The organism is Myxococcus qinghaiensis, from assembly GCF_024198215.1.
In the GTDB taxonomy this organism is placed as follows: Bacteria; Myxococcota; Myxococcia; order Myxococcales; family Myxococcaceae; genus Myxococcus; species Myxococcus qinghaiensis.
In genome coordinates, this window is sequence record NZ_JAKCFA010000032.1 from 50,483 (window position 1) to 72,511 (window position 22,029).

Consider the following 22,029-nt stretch of genomic DNA (forward strand, 5'->3'; position numbering starts at 1 on the left):
AACTTGGCCCCGCTGGGCCGCTGGGGTAGCTTGTTTTCTTACGGCGCGAGCGTGCAGGTGAGCGAATTCGTCCAAAAGAACGAGTGCCCTGGCGTCGCGCCGGCCAACAGGGGCGTATAGGACCGCGGGGGCTCTTCCCATTCGCGGATGTGAGAACGATGCACTCCAAAGTGTCTGCTGATCCGCTGCGAGGTGCGGTGGGAGCTCACGCAGGGCGCCGGGGTATCCGCGCCTACATGGCGATGTCCGTCCTCTTCAGCGCGCTGGCCCTGGCCCACCCCACGGTGGCCCAGGCTCAGGATTCCGGCGCGGCGGGTGAGGCGCCAGCGAAAGTGAAGCGAAAGAAGCGCGTCGTTCCGCCCGGGACGAAGGTCCCCGGCGCCACGAAGACGCCCTCGACCAAGCCTCCGCGCACGGCGAAGAAGCCGCCGAAGACTCGCAAGAACAGCAAGCCGGTGGAGCCGGCGCCCGTCGAGCCGGAGATTCCCGTCCTGGGAGCCGGCACCGAGACGGATGATCCAACGGCCCCCGAGGCCGTGACGGCGGAGCCGCCCGTCCCGGTGACTCCCGCGCCCACGGTGGAGACCCACCCGGCCGGTCCTCCTTCGCACGCCCCTCTGGCCAGCCCCTCGCTGGACCCCGTGCTCTCCGCGGATCCGCTGAGCACGCCGCCCGCCTCGCACGGCGCGGTGCTGCCCGCGACGGGGAGCCAGAAGCCCGCGCCTGGCGACAACGTCCCCATCTCCGCGCCCTTCGCCCAGCCCACCACGGACCGGCCGATGCCGCCTCCGTCCGGCCTGGCGAGCCTGCCCGGTGAGGATCCGCTGGGTGGCGCGGACGCCCTGGAGGAGTCGGTCAACCGCGTGCTGAGCGAGGCGGTGGTGACGACGGCCTCCAAGCGCAACCAGCGCATCGCGGATGTGCCCCTGACGGTGTCGTGGATTCCGGCGGAGGAGCTGGAGGGCACCGGCCAGTTCACGCTGTGCGAGGCCATCCAGTACTTCCCCGGCATGGAGTGCCGCCGCGGGTCCATGCGCAAGGCGGCGGTGAGCGCGCGTGGCCTGGGCTCCAACTACCTGTCCAACCGCCTGCTGTTGCTCAAGGACGGCCGGCCGCTGACGGACCCGTGGACGGGTCAGTTCTACGCGGACGAGACGACGCCGCTCGTCAACCTCAAGCAGGTGGAGGTCATCCGGGGCCCGGGCTCGTCGCTGTACGGCTCCAACGCCTTCAGCGGCGTCATCAACATCATCGAGCGCCAGCCGGCGGACCTCATCGCCGCGGGACGCAACGTGGGCGCCGAGGCGCGCATCCTCGCGGGCCAGGACCAGACGTGGCGCCTGCACGGCAACGTGGCGGGACGCGGCGGCCCCGTGGAGGCGCTGTTGGGCTACTACGGCTATGGCTCGGACGGGCCGCAGCTCTTCAGTGACCCCGCCAGGGGCGTGGTGGACGAGAACCAGGACTCGATGGTGCACCAGGTGAACGGCAAGGTGCGCGTGGGGCCGCTGGCGCTGGACGCGGACTTCACGGACGCGACGATTGGCCGCCCGGGTGGCTCGCACACGCAGATTTCGACGGTGGGCAACTGCGGCCGCTGCCACTACACGCCGGACGACGAGGAGTCCGTCCAGAACTTCAACGCCTCCGCTCAGGTGGACCAACAGATTACGGACAACCTGCGCCTGTTCGGTCAGGCGTACGGCTTCTTCAAGCGCCGCGACGTGGTGATGGAGAACGCCTTCGGTGGCGACCCTACGCGCGCGCTGGGCAAGCGGCGCCGGCTGGGCGGTGAGGTTCGCGCGCTGTACTCGGCGGGCCCGTTGTCGGTGACGTTCGGCGGCGACTTGAAGCTGGACAACGTCAACGTGCCCAACATCCTGCCGGGGCTGACGCTGGACGACACCAAGCAGACCATCCTCGGTGGCTTCGTGGACGCGGAGTACCGCCTGACGGAGCGCCTGGTGCTGAGCGGAGGCGCCCGGTATGACCGCTACCAGATTCCGGAAGCTGTCTGGCGCGAGCGCACCGACCAGCTCTCTCCGCGCGCGAGCATCGTCTTCCACGCGGTGCCGGAGCTGCTCACGCTGCGCACCAACTACGGCCGCGCCTTCCGCGCGCCCACCCTGGCGGAGTTGGCCATCAACCAGCAGATGTACGCCTCCACGCTGGTGGGCAACGCCGACCTTCGCGCGGAGACGCTGGACACGTTCGAGGGCTCCGTGGACTTCTGGCCCTTCGACCGGCGCGTGCGCCTGACGGCGACGGGCTTCTACAACGTGGCCAAGAACTTCATCAATCAGGAGCTCGTCTTCGGCTCGGTGTCCCAGTTCCGCAACATGGGCGACGCGCGCATCGCCGGCCTGGAGCTGGAGGCGGCGGCGCAGATTCCGTCCATCAACTCGTCGTTCGACGTGGCCTACCAGCTCCTCGACGCGAAGAACGTGCCCTTCGACGACAGCCCGGAGACGCCGCTGGACTACGCGCCCACGCACCGCATCTACGCGCGTGGCCGCACCAACATCGGCAAGGTGGCCTTCGTGGAGCTGTACGCGCTCTTCGTCGGGCCGCGCTTCGACCCGGGCTTCCAGGTGGACGAGGTGACGGGCCTGCCCACCTCCCGCGTGCAACTGCCCAGCTACCTGACGGCCAGCGCGCGGGTGGGCTTCAACATCTACGACGGCATCGCCGTGTCGTTCCTCGGCTCCAACCTCTTCAACGCGGCCTACGAGGAGTCTCACGGCTTCCCCGCGCCGCCCCAATCCTTCTTCAGTGAAGTCAAGGTACGCTATTAGGCACCGCGTTTGAGTACCGCTCCTCACCTGGAGGCCGGGGGCCTCCTGCTGATTGCAGATGCTTCCCTGCCCGCGGCCTCGCTCGAGCAGGCGGTGCCGCTGCTGGCCCAGGGTGAGGTGGGCGGCCAGGGAGCGCTGGTGTTGTTCGACGGCGTGCTCAAGCCCGAGCACGCGCAGTGGCTGCGGCGAGAGCCGCCGGCCCTGCTCCTGGCCACGCGCGAGCGCGACGGGGGACCTTCCATGTGGGAGGTCCGCCTGTTGGGCTCGCTGTGGAAGCAGGGCTCGTTGCTCCCGGACCAGGCGGAGGTGAAGCGCCATCCGCTGCGCCGCGTGGCGGACATCCACGCCGCGGCCACGGCGGCGGCGGTGGCGGTGGGCGACGCGGAGGGCAGCCGCGTGTCGGCCGGGCTGGTGGCGGACGTGGTGCATGAAATCGCCGCCAACGCGCTCCTGGATGCACCGGTGGATGCGCGGGGCGAGCCTCGCTACGCGCACCGGCGCACCGAGGTGCGGGAAGTGGAGCCGGAGGACGCCTGCGAGCTGACGTTCGCGGTGGAGGACGGCCGGATGTGGCTGGAAGTGGCGGACCGCTTCGGCGGCCTGCGGCCGGGCTCGTTCGCCCGGGCGCTGGAGGGGTGGGGCCAGCGCGTGAAGGTGGATGCGTCTGGCGGAGGGGCGGGTCTTGGATTGCGTCGCATCCTCGAGCACTGCGACACGGTGGCGGTCCGGGTGACCGCTGGCCGGGAGTCGCGAGTCGTGTGCGTGGTGGACCTGGGAGACGCGCGCCGCCGCGCGGCCCAGCCCAAGTCACTGATGTTCTGTCTGCATGAGGTCAGGGCCGGTGGATAGCCAGGGTTCCAACGCCATCATCAGCCGGCTCCGCGTGGGTACCATCACCCACGTCCGGATCGCCGGGGTCATCGACGAGACCTTCCCGTTGACGTCGACGAGCCAGGAGCTCAGTGGGCTCCTCGTCGTCGACCTCGGCCGGGTGGAGCGCATCAGCTCCTTCGGGGTCCGTCGGTGGATTGAGTTCGCCGCGAAGCTGCCTCCGGGCGCGCTGGGGCTGTACGTCGTGCACGCGCCCCCCGTCGTGGTGGATCAGCTCAACATGGTGGAGGGCTTCGCGGGAGTCGCCCGCGTGCTCTCCGTCCTCGCCCCCTATACGTGTCGCACCTGCAACGAAGACCGGATGCGGGTGGTGAACCTGGTGGACGAAGCCCAGGTCATCGCCGAGGAGCGCGCGCCCGAGCACACCTGTCCCGTCTGCTCCAACCCGCTGGAGTTCGCGGACCTGCCGGGCGAGTTCTTCGACTACGCGCGCCGTCAGCAGTTCGGCACCGTGGACCCGGTGGTGATGCGCTACCTGCGCGCGAGCATGCCGACGGACCAGTCGGAGCTGCCGCAGCACCTGAAAATCGTCCAGGACGACGTCACGTTCATCTCGCTGGCCAGCACGCTCAAGGGCGACCTCAACGTGCGCCGGCTCGCGTCCGGGTTGGAGGGGCGCGTCGCGTTCGACTTCAGCCACGTCAGGACGGTGGAGCCGGAGGCGCTGCCCAAGCTGGAACAGGTGCTGGACACCGCGGCGCAGGCCGCGCAGGTGGTGCTGTGCCGCGTGCCTCCGCCGGCGCTGGCCGTGCTGGCGCGCTCGTCCAAGATGATGCCGGGGCGGCTGGCCACGCTGTGGCTGCCGTGCGAGTGCCGCAACTGTGGCCAGGTGAGCCACCAGCGCATCCAGGCCCACGAGTACCTGGCGCAGCTTCGCGCGCACCAGACGACCACCTCCATCGAGTGCCCCATCTGCGGCGGCAGCGCCCAGGTGCCGCACATGCCGCAGCTCCAGGGGTTCCTGGCGCGCGTGCAGCTCACGGACCGGCCGCTGGACGACATTCAAGGGCTGGAGTCGCGCGCCCTCAGTCAGTACCTGTTCGGGTCCACCAACGTCGACCCGCAGGCGAACAAGGGCTCGCCCACCGACATCTCCAACTCGCTGGGCAGCACCAAGCTCAACATCATCCGACGGCTGGGCCAGGGCGGCATGGCCGAAGTCTTCCTCGCCAAGCAGGTGGGCGTGAAGGGCTTCGAGAAGTTCGTGGTGATGAAGAAGATTCTGCCGCAGTTCGCGCAGAACCCCGAGTTCGTGGACATGCTGTTCGCGGAGGCTCGCGCCAACGCGCGCCTCACGCATCCCAACGTCGTGCAGACCTTCGACGTGGGCGTGTCCGACGGGGTGGCGTACATCCTGATGGAGTACGTGCGCGGGCCGGACATGAAGCGGCTGGTGAACGAGCTGCGCCGCAAGGGGCTCGCGCTGCCGCTGGAGCACGCGCTGCGCATCGTCGCGGAGGTGGCCGCGGGGCTGCACTACGCGCACGCGTACGTGGACCCGGCGGGCACGCCGCACCCCGTGGTGCACCGCGACGTCAGCCCGCACAACGTCCTCATCTCGCTGGACGGCGCCATCAAGCTGAGCGACTTCGGCATCGCCAAGGTGGCGGGCGAGGAGAACACGCAGGCGGGCGTGCTGAAGGGGAAGATTTCGTACATCTCCCCGGAGGCCGCGTCGGGCCGCACGCTGGACGCGCGCAACGACGTCTTCGCGCTCGGTGTCGTCCTCTTCGAGCTGCTCACCGGACAGCTTCCGTTCCGCAGGGACCACGACGCGGCCACGCTCAACGCCATCGTCCGTGAGCCCGCGCCCGTGCCCTCGCAGCTGCGTCCGCAGATTCCGCAGGACGTCTCCGACCTCATCCTCCGCGCGCTCGTGAAGGACCCGGCGCGCCGCACGCCGTCCGCCGCGGCGATGCGCGAGGAGATTGAAGCGGTGATGGCGCACCACCGCCTCAACTCGTCCCCGGCGGCGGTGGCCCAGTTCTTCAAGGACACGCTGGGAGATCGGCTGGTGGAGTACACGCCCGCGACCTCGTCGGGAACGGGCAGCCATCCCAAGCCCGTCCCCAGCGGCACGGGCAGCGGCAGCGTTGGCAGCGGGGACATGGTGGCCCCCGTCGACGCCAGGACGCCCAACAAGGGCACGGGCAGTGGCCTGAAGCCGACCACGGCGGGCAGTGGCAACATCCCGCGTCCGACGACGGGCACGGGCAGCGGCAACGTGGCCGCGCGCCCCGCGACGCCTCCGCCCGTGGCGACCCGCCCGGCGACGCCTCCGCCGGTGGCGACCCGTCCCGCGACACCTCCGCCCGTGGCGACCCGGCCCGCGACGCCTCCGCCCGTGGCGATCCGGCCTCCGCCTCCGCCGCCCACCATGACTCCGCTGCCGATGCTTCCGGAGCTGGAAGCGGGGGACCGGACCGAGGTGGTGCTGCTGCAGGGGGGCGCGCAGTTGCCTCCTCCCGCGCCAGCGCAGTTGGCTCCCACGCCGCGTCCCTCGCAGCCGGGCCACACCGCGGTGCCCGTGCCTCAGCGTCCTTCCTCCACCGCGCTGCCCGCCTCGGCGGCGCCCCGTCCCGCGCCGGCGCCCAGGCCGTCCTCGCCAGGACACCAGAGCCCCGTGCCCGCCGCGCGCCCCGCGCCTCCCGCGCCCGCGCACGTGGAGCCCGCCGCTTCCGAGTCCGGGAAGGGCACGTGGAAGTGGGCGGCCCTGGGTGGTGGTCTCTTGCTGGTGGTGGCCGTGGTGGCGGTGGTGATGCTGCGCGGTCCCGGCTCCATGTTCCTCAACCTGGAGGAGGGCGAGCACGTGTACGTCGGTGGCGTGCGGCTGGAGTCCGGCTCGCAGTCGCTGCCGGCGCCGCCCACCGGGCCGATGCTCATCGCCACGGCGGTGAACGGGAAGCTGCGGCGGTTCGGCACCACGCAGCTTCGCGAGGACATCGACGTGCGGACGCTGGCGGATGCGATGCCCCAGCCTGGGACGCGCGGGGTGCTGAGCGTGACGAGCGGCGCGCCGGGCTGCCAGGTCCAGGTGGACGGGGCTCCGCTGGCCAACCGCACGCCGGTGACGAAGGCCTCCATCGAGGCCGGCAGGGAGCTGGAAGTGGTGGTGAGCTGTCCTGGTGCCGCGAGCAAGCAGTGGGTGCTGGCGGTGCCCGGGCAGGAGATTGTCGTGACGGCTCGGCAGCAAGACTGAGTGGCTGGCCTCGGGCCTCCTTCGGGGGGGCCCACGAGGTTGAAGGACATGTGACCCATGAAGGGCTGGACCTTCTTTCCTCACCTCGTCGTGCGGACGACGGGTTTCTCATTCGACTGGTTGGAGCGGTTGGGGTGCCCGGAGTCGGCGGCGTGGGCGCGTCGGCTCGAATCGGAGCGACGCGGGCTGGAGGCGCTGCGTGCCCAGGGGCCGCGCGTGCGTCGCCCTCCGCGAGAGCTGCTGGCCGCGCTCAAGGCGGGACGTCCCGTCAACACCGAGGGCCTGGAATCTCCGGAGCGCTTCGCGGAGTGGAATGTCCGCGCCGCGGCGGCCCAGGAGGCGGAGGCCGGCTTCGCCGAGGCGATGGAGCGTGAGCTGGCGGCGGTGGAGTCCCAACTCGCGACGCTGTGCCGAGAGCCGCGCTTGCTGGAGGCGGTCGCCAGCTCCAGCCCGCCCGTGGCGAAGGATCTGCTCGCGGGGCGCGAGGGCTCCCGGCTGCGTCGGCAGCTCGCCAGCTATCTGCAGCGGCTGTGCGCGAAGAACGAGACGATGGGCTTCTTCGGCCCCATCAACTACGGCCGCGTGGACCCGGACGCGCCCACGGGCGTGACGCTGAGCTGGTCCGGCCCCGAGACGCTGGTGGGGCGCAACACCTTCGCGGCCTCGTGGCTGGTGCAGGGGTTGGTGCGGGCCATCGCGTTCGACCCGGATGTGGCCTCGTGGCTGGTGCCGCGCCGCAAGGCCTTCGCGGAGATGCCCGCGCGCAAGGCGGGCCCCACGCCGGAGAGCGCGGAGGAGCTGCTGCCCCGGTTGGTGGAGCTGGCGGATGGGACACGCACGCTGGCGGCCCTGGCGTCGTCGCTGGGCGTGGCGCCTGGCCTGGCCCGCGAGGCGCTGCGGCTGGGCTGTGACAAGTCGCTGCTCACACACCAGCTGGAGGTGCCCTCTGCGGTGCACCACCCCGTGGACGATCTGGCGGAGCGTGTCGCCGCGCTGCCGAGCGCGGGCGCGCGGCGTCATGTCGAGGGCCTGAGCGCGCTGCTGGAGTTGATGGGGCGCTATGGCGCGGCGGACGCGAGCGGGAAGATGGCGCTCCAGGACGCTTTCGCGCGGCGGGCGAAGGAGCAGTGGGGCGTGGCGCCCTCGACGGAGCGCGGCCCCGCGTCCGAGTCGCACAACTTCTACCAGGACCGGCTCGCGCTGCGAGAGGAGTGCGGCGGCGACCTGCGACTCGAGGTGGGGGGCGAGCGGGCCCGGGAGCTGGGGACCCGCATGGAGCCGGCGCTGGCGTGGATGGCCGAGGCGGCCTGGCGCACGCGAGACGCGGCGCGTGCGGCGGTGGCGCAGAAGGTCGGCTCGCGCACCGTGCCCTTCTGGAAGGTGGCCGCCGCCAGCGCGGACCTGCCGGTGCCGCTGGATACTTCGATGGCGGAGCTGCTCGCGCAGGCCATTCCGGACGCGGGTGCGCGCGCTGTCGAGCTGGGTGATGTGGTGCCTCCCGCGTGGGATTCGGCGCGGGCCCTGCCGCTCGTCACGTCGGTGGACCTGCTCGTCGGGGCGAAGGACGTGGAGGCCTGGGGACGGGGCGACTACACGCTGGTGATGGGGGACATCCACGACACCGCGCTGGTGTGGGGCTGGGCGCTCCAGTTTCATCCATCGCGAGGGAAGGTGGAGAGCGCCATGGTGCGTGCGCTCGGCGCCCTGCCGCGCGCGATGCCCCTGGTGACGGTGCTGCCCTCGCGTCGCACGGGGCTGTTGCCCTCGGAGTTTCCCGGGCCGGTGGTGGAGCTGGGCGGTGTCAGCTCCCGCGCCTCCGCGTGGCGGATTCCGCTGGATGACCTGTTCGTCGAGAGCGATGGCAAGAGCGCGCGCCTGGTGTCGAAGCGGCTCGGCTCCGAGGTGTGCCTCTACAACGGCGAGCTGGAGAGCACGGTGCATACGGCGTTCTCCCTGCCGCGCATCCGCCCGCTGCGGGTGTCGCTGGGGGAGCACACGCCTCGAGTCACGCTCGGCGGGGTGGTGGTGCAGCGAGAGCAGTGGCGGCTGGATGCGGCGGCGCGAGAGGCGCTGCTCGCGTGCAAGGACGACCGAGCGAGGCTGCGCGTCGCGGTGGGCCTGTGGGAGGCGCGCGGCCTTCCGACGTGTGTCTTCGCGAAGTTCAAGGGCGAGCGGAAGCCCGTGCTGGTGGACGTGCGCAGTCCGCCGTTGCTGCGTGTCTTCCTCAACCTGCTGGAGCAGAAGGAGGAAGTCCTCCTCTCGGAGATGTTGCCCGGGCCGGAGCAGCTCTGGCTGCGTGGGCCGGGCGGTCGCCACACGGTGGAGCTGCGCTGCACGCTGTTGTGGGGAGGTCCTCGGGCCGGCATGCCCTCTACTACCGAGGAGGAGAGATGAAGTGGCTGGTGCTGCCTCCACACCGGGACATCACGCTCGTACCCGAGGTCCCCGAGGGGTGGCACCTGCTGGACCTGGCGAGGGACTTCGGCCGCCGGGTCTTCTCCTCCGAGTCGGTGGAGGCCGAGGCCATGGCTCGCGAGTCGTCGCCGCTGTCGCCACAGACGATGCGAGAGCTGCTCTTGCTGCGAGTCGCGCAGGGGCTGCGTGACAGGGGGCCGATTCCGGAGCTGCGCGCCCTGGGCGCGGTGCTGACGGCGATTTCTGGCCCGCCCCATGGGGTCCACCTGCGTCTGGACGACGTGGAGCTGGAGTCCGGCACGACGGAGCGGAGCGGGGATGTCCAGCGCGTGGCGGGATTGCCTGCGCCGTACTCGGATGACGTGGCGGGTGTCCTCGCGCGCTTCGAGGAGGCGGAGTGCGTCCGCGTGTGGTTGGAGCGCGACCTTCAGCTTCCCGCCGCCGTGTCACTCGCGCAGGCGTGTCCGGCGCATGTGCCCTTGGAAGTCGCCGGGCCCTTCGCCTGGGGTCATCGCAAGGTGCTGGGGCGGATGCCCGCGTTCCGGCGTGCGACGTTCCCGGAGCAGGTGCCCGCGCTGCGCTGGCGCGTGGCTTCGCTGCACGGTGCCTCGGGTGCGAGTGACCTCGTGTGGGTCTCCGATGGGCTCGGGCTGGAGGTCGTCGCTCCGTACCCGTGGGGTGATGCGCAGGACTGGGTGGAGTTCGATGCGCCGGCTGCCGACGGAACGGAACCGGGGGCGTTGCGACGGGAAGACTGGCTCGGTGCCTGCTCGTTGGATGAAGTGCGCGCGTACACCCGGGGTGCACGCTGGGCGGGCCACGTGTCGCTCGGTTCGCTCCTGGCGGCGGACGTGCTCGTGGAGAGTGGCTGTCACACGGTGGTGGTGGGGTTCTGCGGCATCGAGAACGGCCGGGTGGTGGATCCCGACCGGCGCTTCATTTCGCTGGAATCACTCGTCCAGGGCTATCAACGGTTGAAGGCCGCGGGTGTGCGGGTCGTCGCGGAGTGGTGGGTGGGCGCGCCGGGCATGGATGAGGCATCCCTGGATGTCACGCTGGCCGCGCTGGAGGGCTCGCGCTTCTTCGACCACCTCGCGGGAGTGCGCCCGTTCCACGCGTCGGTGGAGCGCATCGCCCGGGTCCGCAACATGTCTCGTTGGTGGGGACAGCCCGGCGACCCTCCGGCGGACCGCGACTTGTCCCGCAGTCGCCCTATTGAAAAGCCGGGCACGATTGAGGGGGCGCGCCTGCCCTCAGTACTCGCCTCGTTGGCGAGCCGGCTGCTGAGTCGCGCTCCGCTCAGTCCGGGGCGTGTCGCCGCGGCGTTCCTGTACGGGCCCGTGGCTCCAGCGCAATCGACAGAGACCGCGCACGAAGCCGCCGCGCTCGTCCGACTGGACGTGGACTGCGCGGTGGTGAGGCTGCCGGCCTCGCTCGATGGCGCGCCGAAGCCCACGTGGTACGCGGCGAACCTGGCGACAGGTGTCGTTCTCGCGATGGATGCGCGCCTGGCGCCCGTGCTGTCCCAGCTGACCGCGCCTGCTCCGGCGTCGGCGGCGCTGGGCGCGGTGCCGGAAGCGCAGCGCGCGAAGGTGGTGGAGATGCTGGTGACGAAGTCCATCCTGGAGAGGACGCACGGATGAGCGAGCGCTGGACCTTGGGTGAGGTGTTCGTGCTCCGGCACGCTGGCTTCCCCTTCGATTGGTTGGAGTCGCTCGGGTTCTCCGACGAGGCGCTGGGCGAGGCGAACCTGCTGCTCGACGACGAGCGGGCACTCCTGGACGCCGTGCGCGCCGAGGGCGATGAAGCAGGGGCCAAGGCCCTCCAGGACTCCTTCGAGCAGGGCAGGGTGCCCACGCTGAAGTCCCGTCATGGCCAGGCGAGCCGCGATGCCCTGGAGCGCTATCGCGTGAGGCGCGAAGCCCTCCAGGCGCGCCATGCGAAGGAGCGCGCGGACCTGCGCTCGAAGCTGCGCGAGCGCGCTGGGGACCCCGCCATCCAGGAGGCCGTGTTCCTCTCCAGCCCCGCGATGTTCGACAACGTCTGGGCCCGCTACCTGCGTGGCGGCGAGCAGAAGGACACGTCCGACGCGCGGCGCGTGGACCGACAGGTCTACACGTACCTCCAGCGCTTCTGCGCGAAGAACGAGACGACCAGCTTCTTCGGCCCCATCTCCTATGGCGAGCGCACCGACTCGGACGACTTCGACGTGCGCACGGTGGAGAGCGGCGACACCAGCCGCCGCACGTTCTTCTCCTTCTGGGCCGTGACGGAGCTCGCGCGCGCCATCGGGCGTGAGCGGACGCTGCGGCCCCATCTGCCCCTGCGCCTCAACCCTCTCTTCACGGTGTCTCCAGGCCGCGCCTCATGCCAGGCGCTGCAACTGGAGGTGCCGCTGTCCGAGAGCGCCGAGCAGCTCCTGGCCGTGCTGCGCGCGCATCCGACGCCCGCTGCCGCCGCGCAGGTGCTCGGCCTCGCCGTCGAAGAGGTGATGCGCTCGGCCCTGCCCCTGGTGAAGGGCGCGCTGCTCCTGTGGGGCCTGCCGTTCCGACCCAACGACTTCGCCACCTTCGAGAGCGTGCGTGACTCTGTCGCGGCCCTGCCGGAGCTGGAAGCACGCACCCTCTGGCTGGAGCGGCTGGACACGCTCGCGCGCCTGAAGGCCGAGTTCCAGACGGCGGATCTGACGCGGCGTCGCGCGTTGCTGCCGGAGCTGGAGGCCCGCTTCACGGAGGCCACGGGCAAGCCCTCGCGACGCGGTGATGGCCAGGTGTACGCGGACCGGCTCATCATCTACGAGGAGGCCAGCTCTCCCTTCCGGCTGCGCTTCGGCCGTCGCTTCACGGAGGACCTCGAGTCCGCGCTGACCGGTCCCCTGGAGCTGTCGGCGGCCTACGGCGAGCGCGTGCAGCAGGGCTTCCGCGAGCAGGTGCGCGACGCGCTCGGCACGGACGAGCGTCCGTTGGACCTCCTGGACTACGCCGTGCGGCTGCGTCCGGACGACGTGGCGGGCAGCCGCTTCTCCCCAGTGCCACCCGTGCTGTTGGACGAGGATGGCTCGCGAGCACGCGCGCTGCCGGTGGACTTCCTGGGCACCTCCACGCCGGGCGGCCGGTACGCGCTGCCGGACGTCTGCCTCGCGTCTAAGGGTGCCGGCGCCGGCTTCGAGGTGATGCTCGCGCGCGTGCACCACCACCTGATGCTGCGAAGCTGGCTGAGCGCCTTCTTCCCCTCGCGGGAACGGTACTCGGCGGTGGCCTCGCGCTGGCTGGAGGCGGACCCCTCGGCGCGCGGACTCGTGGGCCTGTCCATCCGCCGTCGCAACAAGGGCTTCTACGTGTTCCCCGGCCGCCGCCTCGTGTACGCGGTCTCGGACGTGCTGGACGTCGAGGACGGCGCGATGACGCCGGCCGATGTGAAGGTGCTGCCCACATCCCAAGGACCGGTGCTGGTGGATGGCAAGGGCGAGCGGGTGCACCTGTACCTGCCCCTGGATGACTTCTCCTCCTATCCGCCCTTCGCAGCGCTGGCGCATCCCCAGGTGCTCCACGCGCCGCTGCGCACGAAGGGCAGCCACCTGCCTCGCTTGAGCATCGGCGGCGCCGTTTACCAGCGCGAGCGCTGGGAGCTGTCCTCGGAGAAGCTGGCGCGCCCCACCGGGTTCGACCTCTTCCTCGCCGCGCAGCGCGAGCGACGCGCACGGGGCTGGCCTCGCTTCGTCTTCATGCGCAGCTCGAAGGAGCGCAAGCCGTACCTCATCGACACCGCGAGCCCCTTCGCCCTGGACCTGCTCTCCCACCTGTCGCGCGAGGCCGAGCGGCTGTCGGTGGAGGAGATGTACCCGGCCCCCGAGCAGCTCTGGCTCCAGGACGCCCGGGGCCGCTACACCTGCGAGCTGCGGATGCAGTTCACCCGCTGGAGCGAGGGCACCTCGCATCTTTGACATCCGAGCCGGGTCCGCGAACAGAATGGGGCCAGGTCACTGCCAGTCCCTCTGGAGAGCCCATGTCTGGTGAGAACACCGTCGTCCCTGAGACTCGGAAGCTGAAGCGCCCGGTGGAGGAGATTCGCGCGGAGCTGATGGGCAACGCGGACGTGAAGGAGCAGGCGCGCCTCCTCCAGATTTCCGTCGAGGCCTACGTCGAGAAGATCCTCGACTACGCCCAGCACCCGCAGAAGCAGATGCCGCTGGAAATCACCCTCGACGGGGACCTCAAGGCCAAGGACCCCAGCGCCCCCACCGTGGCGGAGATCCAAGGCCACCTGGACAAGCTCATCAGCGGCGAGGTCGTCATCAGCCGCGCGCAGCAGCGTGACGGCTTCAGCGCGGGGAAGGGGGATGAGCGCTACAAGGCCGCGCTCGCCTCGGACGAGGTGCTCAAGGGCGCCCCCGAATCCCGCGCCACGACCCCTGACCCCAAGGGCCCTCCGAAGGCGTGATCCCCGATTTATCGGCGGGTTTTCTCCACCCCAGCCGACAAGGTGGGATGAAAACCCACGGAATTCCAGGGACTTGGGCCGCCGTTGATTTTTGTTCCAGGGCACACGGAACTTCGGCGGCGTCGGACCGATAACTCCACTGTCAGGCTGGCTCGCGACGGACGCGGAGCGACGCCAGACCTTCGGAGATTACGATCATGGGCCTCTTCAAGAACGTTCTCGGCAAGGCGCTGGACATCCTCAAGCCGGCCCTCACGGCCATCAACCCCGCGCTGGGTATCGCGGCGGGCTTCGTCAGCGGGTTGATGAAGGGCGAGAACCCGCTCAAGGCCGGCCTGAGCGCCGCCATGGACCTGTTCCCTGGCGCCAGTGTCGCGAAGAACCTGCTGAACAACTTCCCCGGCAAGTCCCTCCTGGAGGGCATGGGCGGCAACAGCCTGGTGAGCGGTCTGCTCGACCAGGCCTCCAAGCCGGGTCAGATCACCGACATCGCCCAGGACCTGCTGAAGGCGAACAAGGAGAAGGGCCTGTCCGAGCAGAGCCAGCGGAACGCGCAGGAGCTGTTCGCCAAGCGCATGGCCGAAGTCGCGGTCGCCTGAGACACGCAGTCGACTTCGCTCTTCCCCGGGCGCCGCACCCTGAAGCAGGGGCGGCGCCCTTCGTGTATTCAGGGGACAGCCCTCGCTTCACCTTGGTGAGTCTCACGGATGAGTTCCAGCTCGGATGTCGTCGTCCTTGGCGCAGGCGTGGTGGGGTTGTCCGTGGCGAGGCGGCTGGCGGCCACCGGGGCGCGCGTGACGGTGCTGGATGCGGTGGACCCGGGCGGCCGAGGCTCTCGCGCGGCGGCGGGTGTGGCGATTCCCTCCGTGCGCCTCTACGACGACCCGGCCATGCTCGCCTTCTCACGGGCGGGCAGGGCGACGCTGGCGGAGGACCTGGCCTCGCTGCCAGAGGGCCCCCTGCTGCGCCGGGGCCAGGGCATCCTCCGCATTGCCGCGGACGCGAAGGGACGTGACGCGCTCGCCGAGCGCGCGACAAGGCACCCGGACGAGCTGGGCACGTGGGTGGACGCGGCCCGACTCGTGGAGCTGGAGCCCGCGCTGGAGGGAACGCCGCTGCTGGGCGCGTTCGAGACGGCGCACGGCCACATGGTGGACACGGAGGGCTACGTCAACGCGTTGCTGGGCGCGGCGATGCGCGCGGGCGTGCGGGTGCGGCTCGGTGAGTCCGCGCGCTCCGTGGAGGAGACGGCCGAGGGCGTGTCGCTGCGGACCGACCGCGAGACGCTGCGCGCGGACCAGCTCATCGTCAGCGCGGGCCCGTGGTCCTCGACGTTCCCAGGGCTGCCACCGCTGCCGCTCAAGCCGGTGCGCGGACAGATGCTGGTGGTGCACCAGCCGGGCATGTCCCTCACGCGCGTCATCTCCGGGCCCACGTACCTGGCGCCCTGGCGCGCGGGAGAAATCGTCGTCGGCGCCACGGAGGAGGAGGTCGGCTTCGTGGAGAACGTGACGCCCGCGGGCCTGCTGCACCTGAGCGCCACCGTGGCGAAGCTGGCGCCTCGGCTGCGTGAGGCTCGCTTCGTGCGCGCCTGGGCGGGCCTTCGCGCGGTGACTCCGGATGGCCGTCCGTACATCGGCCGCTATCCGGGCACGCGGCGCACCTTCGTGGCGACGGGCCTGGGAGGGCAGGGCATCCTCACCGGGGCTCACGCGGCCACGGTGCTCGCGGAGCTCGTCACGGGAGGCCGCGCGGAGCTCGCCGCGCCTTTCGAGCCTGGGCGCTGACATTCACCGTTTCACCGCCGTCTCTGGGCCGGAGCAGTCGAGGGGAATCCGACATGAGTGACGTGACTGACAACACCGTGAAGCCATCCGCCGTGAAGCACCTTCGCATCCCGTTGCTGCTGGTGACGGCGGCGCTGTCCATGGGCAGTGGCATGGGCAACCCGGGCTGTGGAGATTCCTCCGACAACAAGTGTCGCGGCGACTGCGCCATCGACGGCACCTACGTCATCCGCTTCGAGGACACGTCGTCGCTCGGCACGAACTGCACCCAGGCGGGCCTGACGTTGCCGGAGGGTGCGCAGCTCCTCATCACCCGCGAGGGTGACACCACGGTCGTCCGTGCCTCCCTGGGAGACATCCAGCTCACCGGCGACTACTACGGTGGTTCCTACACGGGCATGTCCCTGAGCGGCCGCAAGACAGTGCAGTTCAACGCGCAGCCCGATTCGGAGCTGAGCTTCTTCCTCAATGGTTACTTCGAGGAGGCCCCCGCGCGCGGCGACACGCGGGCCGTCTTCTCCGCGACGTACTCCGCCAGCCGGGTGAATGTCCCGGCGGGCGAGCCCGCGTGCGAGGTCTACCGTCGCTTCACCGCGACGCGCTAATACAGGCTGACCGAGTCGAAGGGCCGGTTCAGCTTCGTCCGGGGGCGGGGCAGCAGGGCTTGCACCGCCGCGGCGTCGCCTCGGCCCAGCGCGTCCACCAGGGCCTGCGTCTCCTTGGGCCAGGTGGAGCTGGCGCGAGCGCAGCGCAGGGCCTCGGACCAGTCGGTGCGCCCGGCGGCCAGTGACAGCCCCGCCAGACTCTCCGCGGCCTTGAGCGGCTCGCCGATTTCACGGGCGTGCTGCTCCGCGCGCGCGAACCAGTCCACCGCCGAGTCCATCTTCCCGTCGTCCAGGAACATCCGTCCCAGCTCGGCGGCGATGACCTGTCGGTGGAAGGAGTCCCGCAGGGCCTCCGCGCTGGCATACGCCTGCGTGAAGTGCTCCACGGCTTCGGCGCGCGCGCCCGAGGCGAACTCCAGGCCCGCCAGCCGGTAGCAGTGGTGCTTGGAGAAGTTGACGCCCCATTTCGCGCTGATGCTCTCGAAGCGCCGCCACGTCGCGATGGCGTCCGAGAACTGCCGCGCCGACTCCTGGAGATAGCTGGCGTTGGAGATGAGGTTGATTTTCAGGTGGGTGGCGCTCGCGTCGTGCAGGTCTCCCACGCAGCGCATGGCGAGCTTCTCCTCCACCAGCGCCTTGTCGAGCTTGCGCTCCTGGAACCACGTCAGCGCGCACACGTTGCGCAGCCAGCCCTCCTGGAGCGCGCGGTCCGGCGCGGTGCTCTTCGCCAGCGCGGCCACGCCCGCCTCCACCTCCACGCGAGCGTTGGGGAGCTGCCCGAAGCGCTTGGTCAGCGTCAGCGCGCGGAACATGTGCAGCCGCGCCACCAGCTCCGGAGGGATGCGGCACTCCAGGCCCCGGCCGAAGGACTCCATCGCCGCGTCATGCGCGCCGGTGAAGACATGCACCACGCCCATGCTGCGATGGAGCAACGCCTTCAGCTCATCCACGTCGCCCAGGCTGCTCTTGTCGATTTCGATGGCGGGCGTGGAGAAGCCCGTGTCCAGCACGTCCCAGGCCTGGGCCACGCGCGAGGCGAGCTGCGCGTCCGGGTCGCCGTCCAGCAGCGCCAGGCCCTGCTCAGCGGCCAGCATGGCGCCTTCATAGTTCGTGGTGAAGAAGCACTGGCGGATGGCGAGGATGGACGCCGCCACACGCGACTCGCGCGACTCCGACGCGTCCACCACCAACCGCAAGTAGCGGCCCTCCAGGTCCACCGCGGGCTCATCCCGCCGCGAGGACACCGGCCCCGGGCCCGAGGCGTGGGGGACTCGCAGCCGGTCACTCAGCGCATCCAGGTAGGCCTGTCGTCGCGACTCGAAGACGGCGGCGCAGTGGGGACGACGCATCCTCCAGCCGGTGAGCAGCAACGTCCCATCCAGCCCGTCGAGTCGCGCCCACTCGGCCGCGCGCATCACCGCGCGCAGGCTGACCAGGTCGCACTCTCCGGCGCCATGCAGCACCAGGGGACGCCCGCTGACGCGCAGCGTCTCGACGATGGCGCGCGCGGCGACGGTGAGAATCCAGAAGGCCTGCTCGGATTCGCGGTGGAGCCGTCGCTCGGAGGGCGACAGCGCCAGGTCCCCCAGGTCGGCTGCGCCCTGGATGGAGCCCGGGAACAGCCGGTTCCACTCGGACGGATGCGCGGCGGCCACGGCGCGGACGACCTCCGGGGCGGTCTCCTCACAGGCGCGGAGGACCTTCCTCAGTCCTCCGAAGGCGGTGGGCAGCGCCACGCCCACGTCCACTTCGATGGCGTGGGAGGGCAGCGCGGAGGGGATTCCTTGTTCAACGGACACCGCGAAGGAGACACCAAGCACAGCGGGTGGGGCGCTCACGGTGAGGTCCTCGAGAGGGGGGTCGAGAAGGCGAGCCAGCTGGTTCGTCGACAGCCCCAGTTTCACATCCTCTTAGCAGCCGAGCAATCCACCCCCGATGTATTTACCCACAGTCGCTGTTTCACGAAGTCGCGACGCGTCAAAGGCATCACTCCGCTGGAGCGGGGGTGGTGACGCCCTGGCTGTGATGGAGGATGAGCCGGGGAAGCCAGCCGCCGAGTTTGCGACAATCTCTCAAGGCGGACATGCCCATTTCCTTGTACGGCACGCCGCGCGCGCCCCGGCCGAAGTAGTGGATGACCCAGGCATTCTCCAGGAGCCAGGCCACCTGGTCCTCGGACAGGCGCAGCTCGCCGGTGAAGCCGCTCTCGGAGGGCCAGTTGAGCCGGCCGGTGGGAAGTGACTCCACCAGCTTGCCGTGGAGTCCGATGAGGCGGTTGCACACCGTCTGGTCCGTCCAGTGGTCCCAGTCCGCTTCGGGGACGGCCATCATCGCGGCGAGCCAGTGCTCTGCGAAGGCGTCCCCGGGGGGACTGGCGCAGACCCCGGCGCAGCGGCGGCGAGAGTCCCAGCACTCCTCGCCGATGGTGAAGCGCTCCACGGCGGGCAGCGGGCGCAGCGTCACGGTGTCGAACGCGTCCAGGTACCAGCCGCCGTTCTGGAGGAGCGCGAAGGCCCTCATGCGCCGCGAGGCGACCTCCAGCCGGGTGGTGCCCAGCTGGGAGCAGTGCTCGGCCAGGTCCTCGAAGTGGGCGCCGGGGAGCAGGGGTTGGTAGCGGCGGATGCCAGGCTCGTCGCAGTAGATGAAGGTCCGGGCCTGGGGATTGTGTTTCATCGCCGAGCGGATGGCGGCGACGACGGTGGGGCGGAGCGCGCCGCCGTGGAAGCAGAAGTTGAGAGCGGGAGTCATGTCGCGTTCAGGCCGCGAGGAGGGCGTGGACCGCGTCGAACGCGTCACCCATCAGCGCGCGCACCGTGTCGGTGGGGTGGGGGTGCCAGTAGCGATGATGGACGCGCTTCGGGTCCACGTTCGCGTCGTGGATGCACGCGACGAAGAAGGACGGGTCATCCAGCACGAGGAGCTTGCGGGACGGGTCGCTCCAGAGAAAGCGCGCGTCCTCGCCCACGTTGATATCGGGGAACGGGTTCCGGCCCCAGAACGACTTCGTGTAGCAGAGCGTGTTGCCGGAGACCCAGGGCCGTTGGCCCGGGGGATAGACGTACTGCCAGGAGCGGTCCGTCGCGGGCTGGTGGTAGTAGACGCGCGTGAGGCCGCAGACGGCGGCGCCCGCGTCGAGCAGTGACGTCGCCTGGTAGCGAAGCCGGTGAGGCGCGGACCAGTCGTCGTCATCCCAGTGGACGATGAGCTCGCCGCGCGCGGACTGACAAGCGAGGTTGCGCTTGGCGCCCACGGAGTGCCGCCGCTCCAGTCGCACGTAGCGGATGCGAGGGTCCTCGGGGAGCAGGTCCGCCACGGGCTGGGTGCCATCGTCGACGATGATGAGCTCCCGCTCCGGCCAGTCCTGCGCGAGGAACCAGCGCACCGCCAGCGGGACGAACTGGCGCCGGTTGAACGTGGGCATGATGCAGGACACCGTGGGTTGGGCCCCGTGTGGCAACGGGACGTGCGTGAGCCGAGGCTCCTCGATGCTCGGGGCCACCGGGATGCGAGCGAGGGTGAGCGTGGGCTTCGGCTCCTCGTGGGTCCACGAGGGTGTCGGGCTGGGGGCTGGCTCCTGAGGAGCGGCCATGGCGCGCTTTTCGAGCACGGCCAGGGTGCCGGCGGTGTGGAGCGCGCGGTAGCGGCCCTCGTGGAGCAGCTCGCGGACGAGGCGCTTCACGCCAGGGAAGTAGTCGGCGCAGTCGTGGAAGGCGACCAGCCCTCCGACGACGAGCGAGTGCTCCAGGTGGAGGAAGTCCGCCGACACGCTGGCGTAGTCGTGGAGCCCGTCCACCAGGAGCAGGGAGATGGGTGCGCTCCAGGGGACCTCGGGCGCGTGCTGATGATGGACCTGGATGCGGGAGGCGAGTCCGGTCCGCTGGAGCGTGCGTGCGAGCTTCTCGCGGGTGGAGCCCATGTGCTGCAGGTTGCCGCCGCGCGCGCCGACGACACCGTCACCCGGGTCGATGGCGTGAATCGGAGGGGTGACGCCGAGCGACTGGGCCACGCGCCCGAGGATGACGGTGGCCTTGCCGCAGTAGCTGCCCACTTCGACCACCGCATGTGAGGAGGGCAGCGACGTGAGCGCGCGCGAGGTGGCGGCGATGAGCAGGTCCGCCTCGTCGTCCGTGAGCCAGCCTTCGACTTCGCGCATCTCCGCGAGGAGGGGCCGCGTGAGCAGCAGACCGGGTGACTCCGCGCGTGCCGTGTTCGCCACCGAGTCGACAGCCGAAGCAACGGTGTCCGCCACGTCGCTCCGAGCGCCAGCAGCCAACGAATCAGGTGATGGCGCCGTCTCCCCAGATTGAGCGACGGTGTCCTTCACGATGCTCCGAGCGCCAGCAGCCAACGAATCAGGTGCGGGCGCCCCGCCCTCCTTGGGGAGTGGTGCGAGGCGCGGTAGCACTCCCGCCTCAAGCGCTGAGGTCCGCTCATACCGCCCGAAGTGTTCGCGCACGTGGGCACGCAGCGGGTCATCGAACTGGCGAGGAATGGGATGCGCCCAGAACGCGTTGGGCGAGGCCATGGCGGCGTCGAGCTGCGCGGTGGAGTACCGGACGCGATAGCGGACCACCTCGTAGTCACACGGGCTGACGAGCACGCGGTGGCCGAGCAGGGCCGTGAGCGTGGGGAACAGCACCTCCTCGGTGGCCCAGATGCGCGAGCGGCGGAGGATGTCCTGGAGCTGCGTGTCACGCTCGAACAGCGAGACGAGGTCGCGGGCCGCGTCGGCGCTGAAGACCGTGGACGGCCAGAACGTCCAGTGGACGAACTGCGACTCACCCTGGGGGAACTTGCGGAGGAAGGGACGCCACAGGTCCACTTCACGCCGGGCATGGACGGAGGGAGCCGTGCGAGCCCCCGGGCCATGCGGTGCTTGAACGTTGCCCAGCAGGCCCGCGCCGGGATTCGCGGAGAAGAACGCGAGCAGGTGCTCGGAGTAGCCAGGCCGCAAGCCGAGCTGGTCCGAGTCCACGATGGTCATCGCGTCGAACGGATGGTGCTCCAGCGCGAAGCGGAAGCAGTCGAGCGCGAAGTCATGCAGCCAGCCCCACTTCATCGGACGCGGGGTGGGGTGGATGACCGCGTTGTACTGCTCGAAGGGGAAGCCCTCGAACAGCTTCGAGTCGTGCCCCCCGTTGTAGAGCAGGATGAGCGAGCTGGGGTCCAGGTGATGCAGGTTGCGCACGAGGTCGACGACGCAGTCGGGACGCTCGTGGACGAGGCAGGCGAAGACGTGTCGAAAAGGTGCCATGTCGGGCTCGCGGATGACGTCAGGGCGAGAGGTCTTGCCAGTTCACTTTCCCGCCCCGTTGCTCGAATGCTTCCACCATCGCCTCCAGCGCGGGAGCGGACCGGGCGAAGTCCTCGACACCTACGAGGACACGGACCTGATGGTTCCGGGAGGAGACAGGGCGGAGGCTCACATCCCGGACCGCGCCCTCGAGGGGGCCGCGCAGGACCGCCCGCTTGAGGGGCTCGAGGGACAGAACGCCCCGGGGGAACGCCGCGATGATGAGCGCTGTCGAGCCGTGTGTCGCTTCGTCATAGTCGCCGTCCCAGGTGGAATCTCGTTCATCCACCAGGACCGGCACCTCGGAGGGCACCACCTGCAGGCCCTGGTGCGCCGACAATTCGACCTGAACCGTCCAGGTCGCGGGCCACCTGTCCAGCCAGTCGTCGTGACCGCGATAGTCCGAATAGAAGAGGGCGCGAAGTGGATGCACCGTCCATGAGCGTGCCACGCCGGTGGGGATGTCCAATGAACGCAGACACGCATCCATCCACTCGCGGGAACCCTTGTTCAACCTCGGCATGTTGGCGCACGTGATGTCGAACCACAGGGTTCCGCTCGAATCCAAGTAGGGGCTCCAGAGATTGAACATGAGTGCATCCCT

14 protein-coding genes are annotated in these 22,029 nt (G+C 70.2%); 10 read left to right on the forward strand and 4 right to left on the reverse strand.

Features of this window, described 5'->3' with window-relative positions; all coding sequences use genetic code 11:
- Positions 1-158 precede the first annotated feature (158 nt).
- The 10 genes from LZ199_RS40600 to LZ199_RS40645 all read left to right on the forward strand — a co-directional run bounded on the left by LZ199_RS40600 (position 159) and on the right by LZ199_RS40645 (position 16,132).
- Complete coding sequence (locus LZ199_RS40600; RefSeq protein WP_407667333.1) at positions 159-2,795, forward strand: TonB-dependent receptor plug domain-containing protein; 2,637 nt, start codon at positions 159-161, stop codon at positions 2,793-2,795.
- Between the two features lie 9 nt (positions 2,796-2,804).
- Entirely contained in the window at positions 2,805-3,644 is an 840-nt protein-coding gene (locus tag LZ199_RS40605; RefSeq protein ID WP_253999177.1) for a hypothetical protein, read from the forward strand.
- Positions 3,637-6,885, forward strand: a complete 3,249-nt coding sequence (locus LZ199_RS40610) for a serine/threonine-protein kinase (protein WP_253999178.1) — start codon at positions 3,637-3,639, stop codon at positions 6,883-6,885. The genes LZ199_RS40605 and LZ199_RS40610 overlap by 8 nt, the downstream gene beginning before the upstream one ends.
- 57 nt (positions 6,886-6,942) lie before the next feature.
- The gene (locus tag LZ199_RS40615; RefSeq protein WP_253999179.1) at positions 6,943-9,279 is read left to right on the forward strand and encodes a lantibiotic dehydratase; all 2,337 of its coding nucleotides are present in this window, start codon (positions 6,943-6,945) and stop codon (positions 9,277-9,279) included.
- Positions 9,276-10,943 (forward strand): hypothetical protein, encoded by a 1,668-nt coding sequence (locus LZ199_RS40620; RefSeq protein WP_253999180.1) that lies wholly within the window; start codon positions 9,276-9,278, stop codon positions 10,941-10,943. The genes LZ199_RS40615 and LZ199_RS40620 overlap by 4 nt, the downstream gene beginning before the upstream one ends.
- A complete protein-coding gene (locus LZ199_RS40625) occupies positions 10,940-13,243 on the forward strand; it encodes a lantibiotic dehydratase (RefSeq protein WP_253999181.1) in 2,304 nt (767 codons plus the stop codon). The genes LZ199_RS40620 and LZ199_RS40625 overlap by 4 nt, the downstream gene beginning before the upstream one ends.
- Before the next feature lie 62 nt (positions 13,244-13,305).
- Positions 13,306-13,740, forward strand: a complete 435-nt coding sequence (locus tag LZ199_RS40630) for a hypothetical protein (protein WP_253999182.1) — start codon at positions 13,306-13,308, stop codon at positions 13,738-13,740.
- 197 nt (positions 13,741-13,937) lie between these two features.
- Positions 13,938-14,339, forward strand: coding sequence for a hypothetical protein (locus LZ199_RS40635; protein ID WP_253999183.1), 402 nt, complete (start codon positions 13,938-13,940; stop codon positions 14,337-14,339).
- Positions 14,340-14,447: 108 nt separating this feature from the next.
- On the forward strand, positions 14,448-15,527 hold the full coding sequence (locus LZ199_RS40640; RefSeq protein ID WP_253999184.1) for an NAD(P)/FAD-dependent oxidoreductase: 1,080 nt from the start codon (positions 14,448-14,450) through the stop codon (positions 15,525-15,527).
- A 53-nt stretch (positions 15,528-15,580) separates the two neighbouring features.
- A complete protein-coding gene (locus LZ199_RS40645) occupies positions 15,581-16,132 on the forward strand; it encodes a hypothetical protein (RefSeq protein WP_253999185.1) in 552 nt (183 codons plus the stop codon).
- Here the strand turns inward: LZ199_RS40645 and LZ199_RS40650 are convergent.
- From LZ199_RS40650 to LZ199_RS40665, 4 genes are all read right to left on the reverse strand, one after another.
- Positions 16,129-17,970 carry a tetratricopeptide repeat protein gene (locus LZ199_RS40650; RefSeq protein ID WP_253999186.1) on the reverse strand — a complete coding sequence of 614 codons (1,842 nt, stop codon included), beginning with the start codon at positions 17,968-17,970 and terminating at the stop codon, positions 16,129-16,131. The genes LZ199_RS40645 and LZ199_RS40650 overlap by 4 nt on opposite strands.
- 148 nt (positions 17,971-18,118) lie before the next feature.
- Positions 18,119-18,880, reverse strand: a complete 762-nt coding sequence (locus LZ199_RS40655) for a hypothetical protein (RefSeq protein ID WP_253999187.1) — start codon at positions 18,878-18,880, stop codon at positions 18,119-18,121.
- Between the two features lie 7 nt (positions 18,881-18,887).
- The gene (locus tag LZ199_RS40660; protein ID WP_253999188.1) at positions 18,888-21,386 is read right to left on the reverse strand and encodes a glycosyltransferase; all 2,499 of its coding nucleotides are present in this window, start codon (positions 21,384-21,386) and stop codon (positions 18,888-18,890) included.
- Between the two features lie 19 nt (positions 21,387-21,405).
- On the reverse strand, positions 21,406-22,017 hold the full coding sequence (locus LZ199_RS40665; protein ID WP_253999189.1) for a hypothetical protein: 612 nt from the start codon (positions 22,015-22,017) through the stop codon (positions 21,406-21,408).
- Positions 22,018-22,029: the final 12 nt, after the last annotated feature.

Coding starts and splice junctions, on each gene's coding strand:
- LZ199_RS40600 (WP_407667333.1), top strand. CDS start 159: ATGCACTCCAAAGTGTCTGCTGATCCGCTGCGAGGTGCGGTGGGAGCT.
- LZ199_RS40615 (WP_253999179.1), top strand. CDS start 6,943: ATGAAGGGCTGGACCTTCTTTCCTCACCTCGTCGTGCGGACGACGGGT.
- LZ199_RS40620 (WP_253999180.1), top strand. CDS start 9,276: ATGAAGTGGCTGGTGCTGCCTCCACACCGGGACATCACGCTCGTACCC.
- LZ199_RS40625 (WP_253999181.1), top strand. CDS start 10,940: ATGAGCGAGCGCTGGACCTTGGGTGAGGTGTTCGTGCTCCGGCACGCT.
- LZ199_RS40630 (WP_253999182.1), top strand. CDS start 13,306: ATGTCTGGTGAGAACACCGTCGTCCCTGAGACTCGGAAGCTGAAGCGC.
- LZ199_RS40635 (WP_253999183.1), top strand. CDS start 13,938: ATGGGCCTCTTCAAGAACGTTCTCGGCAAGGCGCTGGACATCCTCAAG.
- LZ199_RS40640 (WP_253999184.1), top strand. CDS start 14,448: ATGAGTTCCAGCTCGGATGTCGTCGTCCTTGGCGCAGGCGTGGTGGGG.
- LZ199_RS40645 (WP_253999185.1), top strand. CDS start 15,581: ATGAGTGACGTGACTGACAACACCGTGAAGCCATCCGCCGTGAAGCAC.
- LZ199_RS40655 (WP_253999187.1), bottom strand. CDS start 18,880: ATGACTCCCGCTCTCAACTTCTGCTTCCACGGCGGCGCGCTCCGCCCC.
- LZ199_RS40660 (WP_253999188.1), bottom strand. CDS start 21,386: ATGGCACCTTTTCGACACGTCTTCGCCTGCCTCGTCCACGAGCGTCCC.
- LZ199_RS40665 (WP_253999189.1), bottom strand. CDS start 22,017: ATGTTCAATCTCTGGAGCCCCTACTTGGATTCGAGCGGAACCCTGTGG.